Annotated in this window: 17 protein-coding genes; 14 read left to right on the top strand and 3 right to left on the bottom strand. The window is 37.2% G+C overall.

Annotated features, from left to right (window positions below; genetic code table 11):
- Positions 1-6: 6 nt before the first annotated feature.
- The 7 genes from rlmD to KYI10_08940 all read left to right on the top strand — a co-directional run bounded on the left by rlmD (position 7) and on the right by KYI10_08940 (position 6,412).
- Positions 7-1,386: a 23S rRNA (uracil(1939)-C(5))-methyltransferase RlmD gene (rlmD, locus tag KYI10_08970; protein QYA32472.1), complete on the top strand. Its 1,380-nt coding sequence runs from the start codon at positions 7-9 to the stop codon at positions 1,384-1,386.
- Between the two features lie 90 nt (positions 1,387-1,476).
- Positions 1,477-1,992 (top strand): type 1 glutamine amidotransferase domain-containing protein, encoded by a 516-nt coding sequence (locus KYI10_08965; protein QYA32471.1) that lies wholly within the window; start codon positions 1,477-1,479, stop codon positions 1,990-1,992.
- Positions 1,993-2,188: 196 nt separating this feature from the next.
- Positions 2,189-2,896: a glycosyltransferase gene (locus KYI10_08960; protein QYA32470.1), complete on the top strand. Its 708-nt coding sequence runs from the start codon at positions 2,189-2,191 to the stop codon at positions 2,894-2,896.
- A 66-nt stretch (positions 2,897-2,962) separates the two neighbouring features.
- Positions 2,963-3,775 carry a recombination regulator RecX gene (gene recX / locus KYI10_08955; protein QYA32469.1) on the top strand — a complete coding sequence of 271 codons (813 nt, stop codon included), beginning with the start codon at positions 2,963-2,965 and terminating at the stop codon, positions 3,773-3,775.
- Positions 3,753-4,067 (top strand): YfhH family protein, encoded by a 315-nt coding sequence (locus tag KYI10_08950; protein QYA32468.1) that lies wholly within the window; start codon positions 3,753-3,755, stop codon positions 4,065-4,067. Before recX ends, KYI10_08950 begins: the two co-directional genes overlap by 23 nt.
- 12 nt (positions 4,068-4,079) lie before the next feature.
- A complete protein-coding gene (locus tag KYI10_08945) occupies positions 4,080-5,609 on the top strand; it encodes an ATP-binding cassette domain-containing protein (GenBank protein ID QYA32467.1) in 1,530 nt (509 codons plus the stop codon).
- Positions 5,610-5,617: 8 nt separating this feature from the next.
- Entirely contained in the window at positions 5,618-6,412 is a 795-nt protein-coding gene (locus KYI10_08940) for a hypothetical protein (GenBank protein ID QYA32466.1), read from the top strand.
- Between the two features lie 47 nt (positions 6,413-6,459).
- Here the strand turns inward: KYI10_08940 and KYI10_08935 are convergent, their stop codons facing one another.
- Positions 6,460-7,440, bottom strand: a complete 981-nt coding sequence (locus tag KYI10_08935) for a metal-dependent hydrolase (protein QYA32465.1) — start codon at positions 7,438-7,440, stop codon at positions 6,460-6,462.
- A 96-nt stretch (positions 7,441-7,536) separates the two neighbouring features.
- On the opposite strand from KYI10_08935, the gene mutY reads away from it, so the two are divergent.
- The 4 genes from mutY to KYI10_08915 all read left to right on the top strand — a co-directional run bounded on the left by mutY (position 7,537) and on the right by KYI10_08915 (position 11,803).
- Positions 7,537-8,571 carry an A/G-specific adenine glycosylase gene (gene mutY / locus KYI10_08930; GenBank protein ID QYA32464.1) on the top strand — a complete coding sequence of 345 codons (1,035 nt, stop codon included), beginning with the start codon at positions 7,537-7,539 and terminating at the stop codon, positions 8,569-8,571.
- 65 nt (positions 8,572-8,636) lie between these two features.
- A complete protein-coding gene (locus tag KYI10_08925; GenBank protein QYA32463.1) occupies positions 8,637-9,188 on the top strand; it encodes a DUF402 domain-containing protein in 552 nt (183 codons plus the stop codon).
- A 122-nt stretch (positions 9,189-9,310) separates the two neighbouring features.
- A complete protein-coding gene (locus KYI10_08920) occupies positions 9,311-11,059 on the top strand; it encodes an ABC transporter ATP-binding protein (GenBank protein QYA32462.1) in 1,749 nt (582 codons plus the stop codon).
- Positions 11,060-11,200: 141 nt separating this feature from the next.
- Positions 11,201-11,803: a DNA-3-methyladenine glycosylase gene (locus tag KYI10_08915; GenBank protein ID QYA32461.1), complete on the top strand. Its 603-nt coding sequence runs from the start codon at positions 11,201-11,203 to the stop codon at positions 11,801-11,803.
- Between the two features lie 43 nt (positions 11,804-11,846).
- Here the strand turns inward: KYI10_08915 and KYI10_08910 are convergent, their stop codons facing one another.
- Positions 11,847-12,929, bottom strand: coding sequence for an aromatic acid exporter family protein (locus tag KYI10_08910; protein QYA32460.1), 1,083 nt, complete (start codon positions 12,927-12,929; stop codon positions 11,847-11,849).
- Positions 12,930-12,991: 62 nt separating this feature from the next.
- The gene (locus KYI10_08905) at positions 12,992-14,278 is read right to left on the bottom strand and encodes a glutamate-1-semialdehyde 2,1-aminomutase (GenBank protein ID QYA32459.1); all 1,287 of its coding nucleotides are present in this window, start codon (positions 14,276-14,278) and stop codon (positions 12,992-12,994) included.
- Between the two features lie 81 nt (positions 14,279-14,359).
- On the opposite strand from KYI10_08905, the gene KYI10_08900 reads away from it, so the two are divergent.
- The 3 genes from KYI10_08900 to perR all read left to right on the top strand — a co-directional run bounded on the left by KYI10_08900 (position 14,360) and on the right by perR (position 16,293).
- Positions 14,360-14,824, top strand: a complete 465-nt coding sequence (locus tag KYI10_08900) for a peroxiredoxin (protein ID QYA32458.1) — start codon at positions 14,360-14,362, stop codon at positions 14,822-14,824.
- Positions 14,825-15,772 carry a phosphoglycerate dehydrogenase gene (locus KYI10_08895; protein QYA32457.1) on the top strand — a complete coding sequence of 316 codons (948 nt, stop codon included), beginning with the start codon at positions 14,825-14,827 and terminating at the stop codon, positions 15,770-15,772. It abuts the gene before it with no gap.
- A gap of 71 nt (positions 15,773-15,843) precedes the next feature.
- Positions 15,844-16,293: a peroxide-responsive transcriptional repressor PerR gene (perR, locus tag KYI10_08890; GenBank protein ID QYA32456.1), complete on the top strand. Its 450-nt coding sequence runs from the start codon at positions 15,844-15,846 to the stop codon at positions 16,291-16,293.
- The last annotated feature ends 6 nt before the right edge of the window (positions 16,294-16,299 follow it).

Genomic DNA, 16,299 nt, shown 5'->3' with positions numbered 1-16,299 from the left:
TTATATATGACAGATATACAAGTAAAAGTCGGTCAGCAGTTTCCTTTAACAATTAAGAGACTCGGTATCAACGGAGAAGGTATTGGTTATTTTAAACGCAAGATTACTTTTGTAAAAGGGGCATTGCCTGGAGAAGTCATCGTCGCACAAGTAACAGATATTAACCCGAAATACTTGCAGGCAAAGATGGTTAAGATTCGTGAAAAATCAAATGAACGTGTAAAACCGAAATGTAATGTATTCGATTTATGTGGAGGGTGTCAACTACAGCATCTTTCTTATCGTGGACAGTTAAAGTATAAGAAACAAATTGTTGAAGATGCGCTGACAAAATATGCACCGCACGTGAAGCTCGACAAAATTAAAGATGTTAAAGGTATGCATAATCCTTATACGTATAGAAACAAAAATCAATTCCCTGTAGAAAAGACCGGACGTAAAGTGCGTGCGGGGTTATATAAAGAGCATTCTAATACGTTAATTGATCTGCATGAATGTATCGTGCAGGATAACCGTACAATGCATACGACGAATGAAGTGAAGAAGATTATGAGCGAGCTTAATATCGATGCTTGTAAGAATCCGATGCGCGAAAAAGGTGTGCGCCATATCGTTACCCGTGTGGCACTTGCAACAGGTGAAATTCAAGTTGTGTTCGTCACAAATACAAGACACCTAAAAAAACAAGATCTATTAGCAGAACGTGTGATGCGTCTAGCTGGCGTGAAAAGTGTTGCATTAAACATTAACACGGAGAAAACATCTATTGTTATGGGTGATGAAACAATCGTTATCGCGGGTGAGGAAACAATTCGTGAACAACTACAAGATCATATTTATGACTTATCAGCGGAAAGCTTCTTCCAGCTTAATCCGAGACAGACTGTTGTACTTTATAATGAAGTACGCGATGCAGCAGCACTTACAGGTAAGGAGCATGTAGTAGACGCATTCTGTGGAACAGGTACGATTGGTATATGGCTAGCGGATAATGCAGGTGAAGTACGCGGTATGGATACGAATGAAGATGGTATCGTGAATGCAATATATAATGCTACATTAAATGGTGCAGATAACTGTAAGTTTGAAGTTGGCGATGCATCAGAGAAATTAAATGAATGGATTGAAGAAGGCTTCTATCCAGATGTAATAACAGTGGATCCACCAAGAACAGGATTATCTGAAGAAACGATTAAATTAATCAATGAAATCAAACCGAAGACATTCGTCTATACGAGCTGTAATCCTTCGACATTGGCGAAAGACTTAGCGCATTTAACGAAAGCATTTCAGGTGGAGTATATTCAGCCAGTAGATATGTTCCCCCAAACAGCGCAAGTGGAAGCGGTAGTGAAGCTTACACGTAAAAGAAAACTAGGGAAATAATAAATACATTCGTAATAATTCAATGTGGATGTTTTATCATTTCAAAGTGGGGTAAACAATACTATAACGATTTTAGGAGGAGTTTATCTTATGAGTAAGAAAATCGCAGTAGTACTAGATAATTTATTTGAAGACGTAGAATATACGAGCCCGGTTGAGGCCCTTAAGAACGAAGGACATGAAATTACTGTAATCGGTAAGGAAACAGGTATTGTAAAAGGTAAATCTGAAGATACAGAAGTTCAAGTCGACAAAGCAATCAGCGATGTAAAACCTGAAGACTTCGATGCGTTACTTATCCCTGGTGGCTTCTCACCTGATATGTTACGTGGAGATGAGCAAGGTCGTTTCGGTGAATTTACGAAACATTTCGTTCAAGCTGAAAAACCTGTATTTGCTATCTGTCATGGACCGCAATTATTAATCGATACAGATTTATTAAAAGGTAAGAAATTAACAAGTTTCTTATCAGTGCGTAAAGACCTCGAAAATGCAGGGGCTACAGTTGTAGATGAATCAGTAGTTGTGGATTCTAATATCGTAACATCTCGTACACCTGATGATTTAGAGGACTTCAATAGAGAATCATTAAATTTACTTAAATAATGGCATTATTAAAAGGTATCTCGTTAGAGATGCCTTTTTTGTTACGATTATCAGACCTATTTTACAGTTTTTAATCGAAGATTAACACTCAGGAGATATCCTTTCTCGGTCTTAAGATTGATTTTAACCTCTATTTATCAATAATAATTCCTATTCAATATGCGTGATGATATGATATTGACTAAGAGGTGACTGCATGAAAAGAAAAGGTTGTGGATGTTTATCCATTTTATTTATTCCGTTTTTATTATTAACATTTTATATTGGCTTTAATATATTTCAGGGCTATCGTGTTAATATTGATGATCTGCAATCAATTGAACAAAAACAGACGTTCGTTGCGGCAAATAATATGCCAAAACATTTAACGGGTGCATTTGTCGCATTAGAAGACAAAAGATTTTACAAACATACTGGCGTAGACTGGTTAGGTACGACGCGTGCAATAGTTGTCTCATTGAAAAATGGTGAAGCATCTCAAGGTGGCAGTACGATTACACAGCAGTTGGCGAAGACCTATTTCTTTAACAATGAGAAATCGATTTCCAGAAAGATTAAAGAAGTGGTAGTAGCTAAACGCATTGAGAACAATTATTCAAAGGATCAGATATTAAGTTATTATTTAAATACGATTTACTTTGGTGATAATCTGTACTCAGCTGAAGATGCTGCAAATTATTATTTTAATAGGAGTACACATGTGAGTAATGCGTACTATCCACCAGTAACCGTTCTGCAAAGTGCGCTGCTTGCAAGTGCAATTAATGCACCGTCTATTTATCAGATCGATGATTACCACAATGATGCAGCGCTCAAATCCAGAACAGAGTTCACGTTAAATAAAATGTTAGAGCAGAATGTAATAACTGAAATGCAATATAATGAAGCATTAACGGGTTTATAATATAATGAAATACGAGATACTGTCTCGTATTTTTTATTTTTGAGGGCGGTATGATGGAGGGTTATGATGGAACATAAGATTACGAAGATTGAAGTTCAAAAACATAACAAGGATAGATTTAACCTATACATAAACGGCAATTTCTTTGCCGGTATTGATGCAGCGACGTATGTCTATTTTAATTTGAGGAAAGATCTCATATTATCAGATGAAGATCTACGTAATATCGGTGAATATGATGGTTACCGAGTTGCGATTAACAATGCTTTAAACTATTTATCATATAAGAAACGCACAGAATCAGAAGTGAGAAATTATCTCGCAGGCGATGAAGTGCGTAGTGAAGTAATCGAGCGGGTCATTCAGTATTGTAAAGAAAATAAGTATATCGACCATGATGATTATGCGAAGAGTTATATGAATACATTGCTGAACACAACAGATAAAGGTCCTGCAATATTCGTGCAAAACTTAAAGCAGCTCGGCGTTGAACAAGCGATTATAGATAAATATAATGTACAGTTTGAAGGTCTGATCACTTCAGAGCGTATCGATAAGATTGCACAGAAAGTTATGAGAAAATATGAAAAGAAACAATCCGCTAAAATGATTGAACAGAAAATTATTCAAACTCTTATTCAAAAAGGGTATAATTTGGATATTGCAAATGATGTGATGAAAAATGTTAAACTTGAGACAAGTGACCTGGCATTAGATAAAGCATTCGAAAAAACGGTGACCAGACTCGCAAGAAAACATGAAGGTTTCATGCTTAATCAGAAAATTATTCAAAGTTTAATGCAAAAAGGATTTCAGTATGATGATATTATGACAAAGATAAAGGATAGTGGATTAAGTGGAAGAGAAGAAATTGATTGAAATGACGCCGCATGAGTTACAACAGATTACAGCAGATTACAGAGAGCAAGCACGTAAAGCTGAAATGATGGGTATTGTGAATGAATACGAAGTATGGATGCGTAAAGCACTTATTGCAGAAAGCTATTTAGTCGATGCACAGAAAGTACAGCCTGGCAAGGTATATGCGCTCGTAGGAAACGAGCCGGAATACTTTAAGGTAGACCGCGTTAAAGGTGTGTTTGCCTGGGGGTTCAGACTGGGTGGAACACTTGATGAAGAAGGTATCCCGCTTGCATTGCTACAATTATAAGGAGATTGAAAGATGACGAGTGAAATTTTGGTGAGGTTGCTTAATGTTACAAAGTATTTCAGACAAGTCAGTGGTTTTCAGAAGTTCAGAGATTTGATGCTGCCTGAATCAAAGAACCATGTTGTTGAAGTTAAGGATGTAACAATTCATCTCTATCGCGGGGAAATACTTGCTTTAGTCGGCTTACCGAATTCTGGTAAATCCATTATCGGAAAACTTATGGCTAAAGTTGTTGAACCTAACAGTGGTCGTGTTAAGAATGAATATTTAACATTTCTTGCAAGTCATAATCATATATTTGAAGGCAGTACTTCAGTCAGACAACTGATCGAGTCCGTTTTCCTTACGTACAATATGCCGCTTCAATCATACAATGAAAAGCGTAAACATGTGCTCGACTTTGCTGAGCTTGGTGGCAAGGAGAAGTGTTCGATCCAGCAATTAACGATAGAAGAACGTACGAAGCTGCTCGTAAGCCTTGCATATTTTATAAAGCCCGATGTGATTATCTTTGATGAACTTTATCAGTATATGGATAGGGACTTTAAGAAGAAGTTTCATATGGTCATCGATATGTTTAAGAAAGAAAGACGTGCTATCGTGCTGATTGATTCAAATATGGAATTGATTCGAACACGTGCAAACTACATTACATGGATGAGTCATGGGCAAGTAAAGCAATCGGGGGCTCCTGATGAAGTGCTGCCCTTATATCAATCTTATGTAAGTGATTATTATAGTTGCCGTACAGATGAAGAGCGTGAATTGTTTGATCTTCAGATGCGTATGTCACGTAGCCTTAATCACGACAAAGATGAACGGTTAAGTCGTATAAAAAAGTATGGCGGCGCAATCTTTGATGAAAAACTACAGCGTACATTAATATCGACATTGATGTTAATCGCAGGTATTGCAATGATGTTCCTATTGATGATCAATGACATCGGTATGAAGAAAACAGAAGTTGCAGCTGATGAAAAAGGGATTGTAGAGAAAACTGTGGATGAATTTCGTGAAAAGTATGCAATTGGTGTTACGAATAAACCGACCGAACTTCAAGGCGGACAAAAGGTGAAATTACCAGCTGGTAATACTATGACGATTTCTAGTATTGGTGATGAAACATATAAAGTGGATTATCAGAAGAGGACTATGGAAGTTAAGCAGCAGGACATTATATATATTAATCCGGCAGCACTGTATGATGAGTATACAATAAGTGAGCTTGAAGATTATATGTATGACAACTATTCGAACTTCAGGGAATTCTTCAATGGCTACCTCGGGAAGCATCATAGTGTTATCAATAAAGAACTGTACCCTGAAACCAACGATCGATTTAAAATTAAACTCACTAAAAATGAAATCTATCTTCACTTTAATGACTACGATATTATGAATGGCATTAGTTTTCCGATAGTCAATGAAGAAAAGCTGAGACAGAAATTCAATATTAGTACAGAACAATGGATTATTAAATTAGATGATGGCTACGCTATTGCTGACTTCAGCAAAGGCGAATGGCTGATTATACAGATGTAGGTGTTTACATGAATGAAATTTATCTTTCAATAAAATATATTCCGCACACATTAAAAAATGCGTTGCTTGAATTTTATTATAACCAGAAGCTCTATTTATCCTGGCTTGCCTTAAATATTTTTGTAATAGCTGCAACTTTCTTCTATATGAATGTTACGGAGAGTCTTCCGTTAGAACGTATCACAAAAATATGGCAGGTCAGTGGTTATTTAATGTTTATGTGTATCGGTTGCTCGATTTATTATGCGATGAAGATTCTACATACGAGAGGCTATGTACTTAATATAACGAATCTACCGAGTTATGTGCTTATTACAGTACAAATCATGAATTTTATTTTTATATTCATAATTTCTTATATCGTACTGCAGCTTGTTGCATTAGGAAATAAAATTGAATTAACGACAAATATATTTTGTATTCTTTACTTTGTACTGATGACCATTATTTTACTGATGCCTATCTGTACTATAGTCGCACTAGGAGGTCATTTAACCCGTAATATAAAATCGATGATTGTATTGCTCCTGCTTATTATTCTTATCACGTCGCCGATTCTCTGGGTTCCAGGAAACTTGCCAGACTTACTGATGAATATACTGAAACTCAACCCATTCAACTTTGTGATCAATGGAGTACAGGAATCTACGGTGTTTGGCACAAATGCATTTTTTAATCTGCCTTCACAAGTTATTTTTATTTTTGAACTTGTTATGCTCTATACGTGGTTTGATTATTTATTTACGATCTTGAAGGATGAAATTAATATTAATAAAAAAGTCAGTAAAAAAATTGAATCATAGAAAAACCCGAATATCGACGTGTTATTAATAACACGTCGATATTCGGGTTAAATTTTGCTCTTAACGAGCTTACGCTGTAATTTTTCTTCTGAGAATACCCATCCCGTGTAGCTATGTGTGACGCGGTATGCGCTATCCAGGCTGAGAATTGCAACGAATGAATAATGTCCGTTCTTTAAGTAACGTAAATCGATAAAGCGAAGTTCATATCCTGTACCCGTCTCTGTGATTGTATAGCGATATATAGAACTAAAGCTTAAGAATGCACGTAAGTTTCTGTCATGCTTTGCGTGCTGCATCACTACTTTATCTGGTAGTTTCTTACGTACGAACTTATCACTGAAGTGAACACTTCCCTTATAGCTTCTACCGATATAGTCATACTTATCAGTCTGGACAGCAATACGCCATTCAAAGAATCTTATTGTTGGAGCAACAAATGATTTAATGACTGTCTCATCTTTAGGAATACGTAACAGGACGTTCTTCTTAATCATTTGTTGCAGCATACGTCGAATGATATAGTAGACGATAAGGAGTAAGTAGAGACTACCAAACGTAGAGATGGGATTAAAGCCGATATACCATAACAATATTGCAATGATATGTGACATAAATATAATCGGATCAAATGTATTGATAATACCGATTTGTATCCATTTCTTAGTAAGTGGTCGTAACGCCTGAGTCCCATATGAATTAAAGATATCTACAAAGACATGCAGCAATACAGCAATTTGTGCCCACATCCATAGATGGAACGGGGCATCCACTTTAAAAATGAGCATCGCCATAACAGTAAGCACAATTGGCCAGAATAATGTAAATGGTATTGAGTGTGTTATCCCGCGGTGATGAGTGATATATACTGCATTATTACGTAACTTCAGTACGGTATCGATATCAGGTATTTGTGAACCGACCATAACAGTGGTCACAACCGCAGGATACATAGAAGTTACTGCAGGATCGATTGTTGCAAGGCCAGCAAGTGCAACGCCCATAACGACATGAGTGGCAGTATCCATAGTATCATTCCTTTCAAGTTTTATTATAGAACAAATAGAATATAATGATAAATTATTCATGCTTAGAATTTAAATTTTTTTAGAAAGAGGAAAGCAATGTTAAACAAACAGCAATTTTCGCAGCATCTCCTGGATTGGTTTTATAAAAATAAACGAGAGATGCCTTGGAGAGAAACGAAAGATCCATATAAAATCTGGTTATCAGAAGTGATGCTGCAGCAGACACAGGTCAATACGGTTAAACCTTATTATTTGAAGTTTACAGAACGATTTCCTGATATACGGACGCTGGCATCTGCAGAGATTGATGAAGTATCGAAATATTGGGAAGGGCTTGGGTATTATTCTCGTGTACGCAATTTCCATAGTGCAGTAAAAGAAGTACAGGAAAGCTATGATGGCGTGGTACCGAATAATCCTGAAGACTTCTTAAAGTTGAAAGGGGTTGGCCCTTATACGCAAGGTGCGGTAATGAGCATTGCATTTAATCATCAAATACCAGCAGTTGATGGCAATGTCTATCGTGTGTTCTCTAGATTGGATAATGATGATTTTGATATATCGAGCTCATCAGCACGACGTCATTTTGAAGACAAGGTGATGGATGTCATGCCAAAAGCAGCAGGTGACTTTAATGAAGCTTTGATGGAACTTGGCGCGACTGTATGTACACCTAAGGCACCATTATGTATGTTCTGTCCAGTTCAACAACATTGTGAAAGTTATAATGCAGGTACTGTACAGTTAAGACCTGTCAAACTAAAGAAGATTAAAAAGAAGATAGAACATTGGAAAGTGCTTGTGATTATGCATGACGATAAGATATATATTGAGCAGCGACCATCGACTGGATTACTGCAGTCGATGTGGCAGTTTCCGATGTTTAATATCGACACGCATCAAGACACGATTGAAGAACAGCTGAATATGTCGTTATATGTTGAAGATGATCCTTTTATGTCACTTAAGCATCAGTTTACGCATGTGACATGGGATATGGAAGTTTATCGTGCCGTGGCATTAGGTCGTGTAGATGACGCAAAATTTATAGATATAGAGGAGAAGGAACGTTTCAATTTCCCTGTATCGATGACAAAAATATTCAAAAAATATATTGATGAGTTGAAATAGGTTAAATGTGAAAAAAGTTATGTTATAATTTAAAATGCAAATACTAAATATAGGTGGTGTGGAACATGGTCAAAGAATCCATACCAAAAGAAGGCCAGAATGTGCAGATTCAAAGCTATAAACATAATGGGAAAATTCACAGAATCTGGTCCGAAACAACGATTTTAAAAGGAACAAATCATGTCATTATCGGAGGGAATAATCGTACTCTTGTAACTGAGAGTGATGGTCGAACTTGGGTTACACGTGAACCTGCAATCGTCTATTTTCATGCAGAATACTGGTTCAATGTCATCTGTATGTTCCGTGAAGATGGCGTTTATTATTACTGTAACTTATCCTCACCGTTCGTATGTGATAGTGAGGCTATTAAGTACATTGATTACGACCTGGATATTAAAGTATATCCAAATGGTAAGTATCATCTGCTTGATGAAGATGAATATCAGCAGCACATGAAACAGATGAACTATCCCGAAGAGATCGATTTGATCCTAAGGCGAAACGTTGACATTTTGCAACAATGGATTGAAAGAAAGAAAGGACCATTTGCTCCGGACTTTATCAAAGTCTGGCAGGAAAGATTTCATTTTCAAAAGAGAATCAAGGAAGATTAAGGATACGGGGCAGTAATCCTCTTTGTTAAATCCGGACAGTGTGAAGAAAATGTATGTCGTTTTCTGCATTGTTCGGTTTTTTGATTCATTAACAAACAAGAATAATATTGAAGGAGAATAATATGTTAAAGCGCTATATGCAATTTGTAAAACCCTATACGATGCTGATTATCTTGACGATTATTATAGGGATATTAAAGTTTGGAATTCCGTTATTAATTCCATTATTGATTAAATATGTTATCGATGATGTCATCAATAATACATCGATGTCAGTCGCAGAGAAAAAAGAAGCATTACTACAAGCCTTACTCTTATTCGGATTTATCTTCACGGTTATCCGTCCGCCTGTTGAGTATTTCAGACAGTATCTTGCTCAATGGACAAGCAACAAAATACTATACGATATTAGAAAGAAGCTCTATAAGCATCTTCAGGCACTGAGCGTGAGGTTTTATGCTAACAATAAAGTTGGAGAAGTCATCTCACGTGTTATCAATGATGTTGAATCGACGAAAGATTTCATCATCACAGGTCTGATGAATGTATGGCTGGACTTAGTTACGATTATTATTGCACTTGCTATTATGTTTACGATGGATGTCAAGCTGACGCTTGTGTCATTGATTGTCTTTCCATTTTATATGTTCAGCGTCTATTATTTCTTCGGCAACCTGCGTAAACTTACGCGTGAACGCAGTCAGTCGCTGGCAGAAGTGCAAGGATTCCTGCATGAACGTGTTCAAGGTATGACATTGATCAAGACATTTGCTATAGAAGAAGAGGAAAATAAGCGGTTCGATAGACGCAACAAGAATTTTTTGAATAAGGCGATGAATCATACGAGATGGAATGCCAAAAGTTTTGCTGTAATCAATACGATTACAGATGTCGGACCATTGCTTGTAGTAGGCTTTGGTGCATGGCAGGTCATTGGTGGCCACCTTTCAGTCGGTGCATTAGCGGCATTTATCGCGTATCTTGACAGATTGTATGGCCCTTTAAGAAGACTGGTCAGCTCATCAACGACATTAACACAAAGCATGGCGTCGATGGACCGAATGTTCCAGCTCTTTGATGAACCTTATGATATTAAAGATACGAAGAACGCACGTGATATTCAGATCCACCGAGGAGATATTTCATTTAACAATGTTGGATTTAAGTATAACGAAGATGATACAGAAGTATTGCACAATATTAATCTGGATATTAAAAGTGGTGAAACTATAGCGTTTGTTGGAATGAGCGGTGGGGGTAAATCGACGATGATCAGTCTGATACCGAGATTCTACGATGTTACGCAAGGTGAAATCATCGTAGATCATCATCCGATTAAAGATTATACACTGGAAAGCTTACGTACACAGATAGGCATGGTCATGCAGGATAATATTCTCTTCTCTGAATCGATTCGTAATAATATCTTGTTAGGAAAACCTGGTGCCACAGAAGAAGAGATGATTCAGGCTGCGAAACTCGCGAATGCCCACGACTTTATTATGAGTTTACCTGACGGCTACGATACAGAAGTAGGCGAACGTGGCGTTAAGTTATCAGGTGGTCAGAAGCAGCGTGTTGCAATTTCTCGTGTATTCCTGAAGAATCCACCGATTCTTATACTGGATGAAGCGACAAGTGCACTGGACCTTGAAAGTGAAGCGGTGATACAGGAAGCACTAGAGTCTCTATCTCAAGATAGAACAACAGTAATCGTCGCACATAGATTGTCGACAATTACACATGCAGATAAGATTGTAGTGGTTCAAGATGGTGAAATTGTTGAAATGGGTACACACCACGAATTGATGCAAAAGCACGAACATTATTATAATCTCTATTCTATTCAAAACTTAGAAAGTGTTGATTAAGAATTATTTATTTAAATCTATAGTGATTTCAACAAGGTCTATCTGCAAAATTCATTGTTTCCAAAAGAAATGAGTGAGCTGGAAATTGAACGGTCTCTAGTTATGGCAAAGTGATATAGAGTTCCGGAGGAGGCGATTTAATTGGATTTGTCATTTTTGGCATATGATACATTAACAGCAGCACAAGCCTTGCTCGGAAAGTATATCTACACTGAGCAGGATGGTGCTGTTACCGGTGGATATATTACTGAAGTAGAAGCATATCTTGGGGAACATGATAAAGCAGCACATGCATATCAGCTGCGTCGGACTAAGAAGAACGAAATGATGTATCGCGACTTTGGTACGATTTATGTATATACGATGCATGGACATCATTGTATGAACTTTATAACGAAAGATACAGCGCATCCTGAAGGGGTGCTTATCCGTGGAATCGAACCGGTAACAGGAATAGATACGATGATAAAGAGGCGAGGTCGTGAAAATCATCTGACAGACGGACCAGGAAAACTGACACAAAGTTTAGGAATTAAACGAGAACATTACAACGGAACGCGTCTAAATGACGACGGCGTATGTATAAGAGAAGGCAGAACACCGAGAGTAATTACAGCATCAAAGCGTATCGGAATCGATAATAAAGAAGAAGCGGTGGATTATCTCTATCGATTTACTGTAAAAGGAAATCCACACGTATCAAAAGATAAAGTCGTGGTAGAAGAGAATAATGGTTGGCAATGATAAAAGGGAGTGCGATTTCGCACTCCCTTTTATGTTGAACAAATTATAACTCTTCACTATGTTCGATTCTGAATTTCTTATCCTCTTTATGAAACTTATAGAAGCTATGTGTAATACGATCAAGGTGTTCGAGTTTATCACGATAATCAAATAGTGTCCCGATAATTACAAATATATGTTCCTTGCTATATGCATCACTTGGTGTCGTGTTGATCTCTTCAAGAAATGCATCCATGATATTGAGCTTATAAGGTTCGGTTATCCCGGTTTGACAGTCATGTTTTGTAGCGGGCACTTTCTTTGATATCCGCATAAGCAGCTCTTCATGTAGTGTCATTAATTCATCGAGTTCAAATTTAATCTGAACTTTTAGTTCTTCCGGCAAATTAATGACATCATTTTCGTATCTATGCATTTTGCGCAGTACATCATAGGCGCGACGCGTTGCCAGTACAGTCTCTTTAAAGATGATCTTTTTGCGTAGATTCCGAATACTGCCTTTTTTCGTGTATGCACGTTCTTCTTTGTACAAGTTATACTGTTCTTCAAGTTTCTCGATACGACTGCGGATGTTATCTATATCTCTTTTTACTGCATGGAATTCTGTTGAGCCATTAATTTCTAGACGAATCCACTTGAAAATATCACTCGAGATACTCAAACATTGATAATAAATCTTACTTTCGAATTTAGGTGGCAAAAATAATGTGTTCACGACAAACGCACTGATTACTCCAATCATAACGAACGTAAATCTTAAAACAGCAGATTCCAGGAACGCACCGTCCTGGTGGTCCATAATAATGAGCTGAGTGACTACAGCAAGACCTGTAACATGTGAAAGGTTGACTTTCTGTAATATTGAAATCAGCATGATAGAAGTAATGCCGATAATGACGATATGAAAACCAAATAAAGAAGCCATGATTATTGCAAGTACAGCACCTATTAAGTTTCCTTGAAATTGTTCAATAATCGTTTTAAATGATCTGTACACATTGGGTTGCATTGCAAATAATGCTGAGATGCCAGCAACGATAGCGCCTTGCCCATTGATTTGATGTGCGATTAACAAGGCAACGATAATAGCAATTCCAGTTTTGAATATACGTGCACCTAATTTCATATTTTGACCTCATTTATTTATTCGTTAGTACACTTATACATGACATTGCATATTTTTTCAAGCTACATTTGTTTGAAACTGTTTTCAACTGCGATTAGTGTATCTTGAATATCTTGCTCGGTATGCGCGATAGTAATGAACCATGCCTCGTATTTAGAAGGTGCAAGGTTGATTCCTTGATGCAGCATCAGTTTGAAGAATTTGGCGAAAGCTTCTCCATCGGTAGCTTCAGCTTGTTCATAATTCTCTACTTTTTCATCTGTAAAATAAATTGTCATTGCACCTTTAAGACGATTAATATTGGCTTTGATACTATATTTTTCAATCAGTTCATTCATGCCTGTCTCGAGCATCTCACCAAGCTTATCCAGATAATCATAAGTGCCTTCAGCCTTGATCACTTCAAGTAGAGCGATACCTGCCTGCATACTTAATGGATTGCCTGCCATCGTACCTGCCTGATAAGTTGGACCAAGAGGCGCAATATGTTCCATGATATCCTGACGTCCACCGTATGCCCCAATCGGTAAGCCGCCACCAATAACTTTACCGAAAGCTGTCAAGTCAGGTTTTACACCAAGCATGTCTTGTGCACCACCATAGCAGAAACGGAATGCAGTGATAACTTCATCATAGATAACAAGCGCCCCGTGACTATGTACCACTTCATTCACTGCTTCAAGAAATCCAGCGTATGGTTCTACAATACCGAAATTACCGACGATTGGCTCAACTAATACACCTGCAATCTGATCGCCGAAGTGATGGAATGCTTCTTTGAATTGTTCTATATCATTAAATGGAACCGTAATTACTTCTTGTGCCACACTCTTTGGTACGCCTGCCGAGTCCGGAGTACCAAGTTGTGATGGGCCACTGCCTGCTGCCACAAGTACTAAGTCTGAATGGCCATGATAGCATCCTGCAAATTTAATAATCTTATCTCTGCCAGTATATGCACGCGCAACACGAATCGTTGTCATCACAGCTTCCGTACCTGAGTTAACGAAGCGTACTTTTTCTAATGATGGGATTGCTTCTTGCAGCATTTCAGCAAACACAACTTCGTGTTCTGTTGGAGTACCATATAATACACCACTTTCAGCTGCACGCTTAATGGCTTCAGTAATGTGAGGATGCGCATGACCTGTAATAATTGGGCCATAAGCTGCAAGATAATCAATATATTTATTACCGTCCACATCATAGAAGTAAGCACCTTCACCACGCGCCATCACTACAGGCGCACCGCCACCAACTGCCTTATAAGAACGAGAAGGTGAGTTAACACCTCCAAGGATTGCCGCATTCGCACGATTTTGTATTGCTTCTGAATTACTAAAGTTCATTTTATCGACCTCTTTTGTTTTGTATTTTCGTCTACTATACTATCATATACTTATACAATATTTGAGGATGGAGTGTTATTTATGTTAGAAAAGGGAATGTTATTACCTGATTTTAAGATGGAGAATCAAGATGGGGAAATCATTACAAATCAAGATCTGTTCGGTAAAAAGACAGTTTTATACTTCTATCCGAGAGATAATACACCAACATGTACAACTCAAGCGTGTGATTTCAATGATAATCTAGATGTACTTAATGCACTGGATGCACAAGTATATGGTATAAGTGGAGATAGTAAAGTAAAGCATACGAATTTTATTAATAAGCATAATCTGAAATTCGATTTGCTAGTAGATGAAGACTATGGTTTTTCAAAGCAGCTAAGTATATATAGGCTCAAGAAGTCGTTCGGTAAGGAATCAATGGGCATTGTCAGAACAACGATTATTCTTGATGACGATACACGAATCATTGAAGTCTTTGACGGTGTTAAAGTGAAGACTCAGATGGAAGATATCAAAAAAGTATTGCAAGGAGAAAAATAGATGAACATTATTTCGAATGTAAAACTTGGAGAATTATTGAATAATCTTATAGCACAGTACCCTGAGCATTCATTTAAATCAATAGCGCTAAAAGATATGACTGACGAAGATAAGAAAAGTATGGATATATTAATCTCACATGACAGACAAGTGGATGAAGCATTTCTCTCACAATGCCCGAATTTAAAATGGATAGCATGGTATGCAGCTGGAGTTAACAAGCTGCCACTTAAAACAATTAAAGAGAGAAATATGATATTAACGAATGCACGTGGCGTTCATAAAGTACAAATCTCAGAGTATATATTCAGCTATATTATGACGGACTACAAAAATGTATTAGAATATTACAAATTACAACAGGATAAAGGCTTTAAAACAGACATTAGACACAAAGAACTGTTCGAGCAGACCATCTGCTTTATCGGTACAGGAGAAATCCCGTCGTATGCTGCACGTATTGCACAAGCATTCAATATGAAAGTAATTGGTATCAATACAACAGGGCAAGATATAGCGTATTTTGATGAAGTATATGCGATTGATGAACGCCTACACGCATTTGAACAATCAGATATAATTGTCAATGTATTACCGGAAACAGAAAGTACGATAGATCTACTTAAACAAGAAGATTTCCAGGCGATGGGGAGTGACGCACTGTTTATTAATGTAGGTAGAGGTACAGTAGTTAAAGAAGATATACTGATTCAGGCATTGACAGATAAAGTCATTAGATTCGCATGCCTAGATGTCTTTTATAACGAACCCCTTGAAGCGGAGCATCCACTATATAAATTAGACAACGTGATTATGACACCACATATAACTGGACTGAGTACCCATTACAATCAACGTGCTACAAATATCTTTGTTGATAATATGAATATGGGAATTGATAATAAACGTAACTTCAAGAATCTGGTAGACTTAGACAAAGGGTACTAAACTAGGTATTTGACAATAAGGAAAATTAAGATGTAAAATAGAATTACTATAAAGTAAAAAGAGGTGATCAAATGTCAGTTCATACGCAGAAAGACTTTCTGCAAGAAGCAATTAGCACGTTAAGAAAGACTGGCGTAAGGATTACACCTCAACGACAAGCTATTTTACAGTACCTTATTGCAACAGATAGTCACCCGTCAGCTGATGAAATTTATAAAGCGCTATCCCCGAATTTCCCTAATATGAGTGTGGCTACTGTCTATAATAACTTAAAGGTCTTCAAAGAGAGCGGTCTTGTAAAGGAACTCACATATGGTGATGCAGCGAGCAGATTTGATTTTGATACGCAGAATCATTACCACATTATCTGTACAGCTTGTGGTAAGATTAAAGATTTTCACTACCCGAGATTAGATGAAGTAGAGAATATTGCAGAACATATTACAGGTTATGCTGTTACCCATCATCGTATGGAGATTTATGGTGTATGTCCAGAATGTCAAAATAAAAACGGAAACTAATTAAAA

The sequence above is a fragment of the Macrococcus sp. 19Msa1099 genome (genome assembly GCA_019357535.2).
Taxonomy (GTDB): domain Bacteria; phylum Bacillota; class Bacilli; order Staphylococcales; family Staphylococcaceae; genus Macrococcoides; species Macrococcoides psychrotolerans.
The sequence above is the reverse complement of the archived record's forward strand: the minus strand, read 5'-3'. Positions and strand labels throughout refer to the sequence as shown.

Coding starts and splice junctions, on each gene's coding strand:
- rlmD (QYA32472.1), top strand. CDS start 7: ATGACAGATATACAAGTAAAAGTCGGTCAGCAGTTTCCTTTAACAATT.
- KYI10_08965 (QYA32471.1), top strand. CDS start 1,477: ATGAGTAAGAAAATCGCAGTAGTACTAGATAATTTATTTGAAGACGTA.
- KYI10_08960 (QYA32470.1), top strand. CDS start 2,189: ATGAAAAGAAAAGGTTGTGGATGTTTATCCATTTTATTTATTCCGTTT.
- recX (QYA32469.1), top strand. CDS start 2,963: ATGGAACATAAGATTACGAAGATTGAAGTTCAAAAACATAACAAGGAT.
- KYI10_08945 (QYA32467.1), top strand. CDS start 4,080: ATGACGAGTGAAATTTTGGTGAGGTTGCTTAATGTTACAAAGTATTTC.
- KYI10_08940 (QYA32466.1), top strand. CDS start 5,618: ATGAATGAAATTTATCTTTCAATAAAATATATTCCGCACACATTAAAA.
- KYI10_08935 (QYA32465.1), bottom strand. CDS start 7,440: ATGGATACTGCCACTCATGTCGTTATGGGCGTTGCACTTGCTGGCCTT.
- mutY (QYA32464.1), top strand. CDS start 7,537: ATGTTAAACAAACAGCAATTTTCGCAGCATCTCCTGGATTGGTTTTAT.
- KYI10_08925 (QYA32463.1), top strand. CDS start 8,637: ATGGTCAAAGAATCCATACCAAAAGAAGGCCAGAATGTGCAGATTCAA.
- KYI10_08920 (QYA32462.1), top strand. CDS start 9,311: ATGTTAAAGCGCTATATGCAATTTGTAAAACCCTATACGATGCTGATT.
- KYI10_08910 (QYA32460.1), bottom strand. CDS start 12,929: ATGAAATTAGGTGCACGTATATTCAAAACTGGAATTGCTATTATCGTT.
- KYI10_08905 (QYA32459.1), bottom strand. CDS start 14,278: ATGAACTTTAGTAATTCAGAAGCAATACAAAATCGTGCGAATGCGGCA.
- KYI10_08900 (QYA32458.1), top strand. CDS start 14,360: ATGTTAGAAAAGGGAATGTTATTACCTGATTTTAAGATGGAGAATCAA.
- KYI10_08895 (QYA32457.1), top strand. CDS start 14,825: ATGAACATTATTTCGAATGTAAAACTTGGAGAATTATTGAATAATCTT.
- perR (QYA32456.1), top strand. CDS start 15,844: ATGTCAGTTCATACGCAGAAAGACTTTCTGCAAGAAGCAATTAGCACG.